This window comes from Alicycliphilus sp. T452 (assembly GCF_054512775.1).
Genome location: NZ_JBTNEH010000081.1, coordinates 1 through 649, shown reverse-complemented (window position 1 = coordinate 649; position 649 = coordinate 1). Strand labels below are relative to the sequence as shown.

Sequence of the window (649 nt, the reverse complement as noted above, 5' to 3'; positions counted from 1 at the left end):
AGAGCGGCTAACAAAACCATGTCATCGTGAAGCACCTGATCGGCGTTTGACGCTGCATGGGTCGAAACAAGAACAAAGAGATCAGCGCCGCGCTGTTCAAGAAGGTCGCGCCGCTGTTGCCAGTAGTCGTCGCCTCGGCCAAGGGCGGTCGTCCACGGGTGAGCGACGAGATGGCCCTCAACGGCATCCTGTTTGTGCTGCGCACCGGCATTCCCTGGGAAGAGCTACCCCAGGAGCTGGGCTTCGGCAGCGGCATGACCTGCTGGCGGCGTCTGCGTGACTGATCGGCATGACTCGGTCGTGTTCGAGCAACTGGCCGATGCCTTGCCGACGGTGCGCGGCTGTCGTGGCCGGCCCAGACGCTGGCCGCACAAGTTGCATGCCGACAAGGGCTATGACTTTGCGCGTTGCCGCGCCCACCTGCGCAAGCTGGGCATCACGGCGCGTATTGCCCGGCGTGGCGTCGAGCGCAATGACAGGCTCGGGCGTCATTGTTGGGTGGTCGAGCGCACGCACGCCTGGTTGGCTGCCTTGGGCAAGCTGCGGACTCGCTTTGAGCGCCGCATCGACATTCATCTCGCGCTGCTTTCTCTGGCTTGCTGCATCATCTGCGTTCGCCATCTTGCACCGTTTTGTTAGCCGCTCTAAG

At 62.9% G+C, this 649-nt stretch carries 1 pseudogene; it reads left to right on the top strand.

Annotated elements, in window-relative coordinates:
• The first annotated feature begins 56 nt into the window (after positions 1-56).
• Positions 57-639: pseudogene (locus tag ACX12L_RS22995) on the top strand (transposase).
• The last annotated feature ends 10 nt before the right edge of the window (positions 640-649 follow it).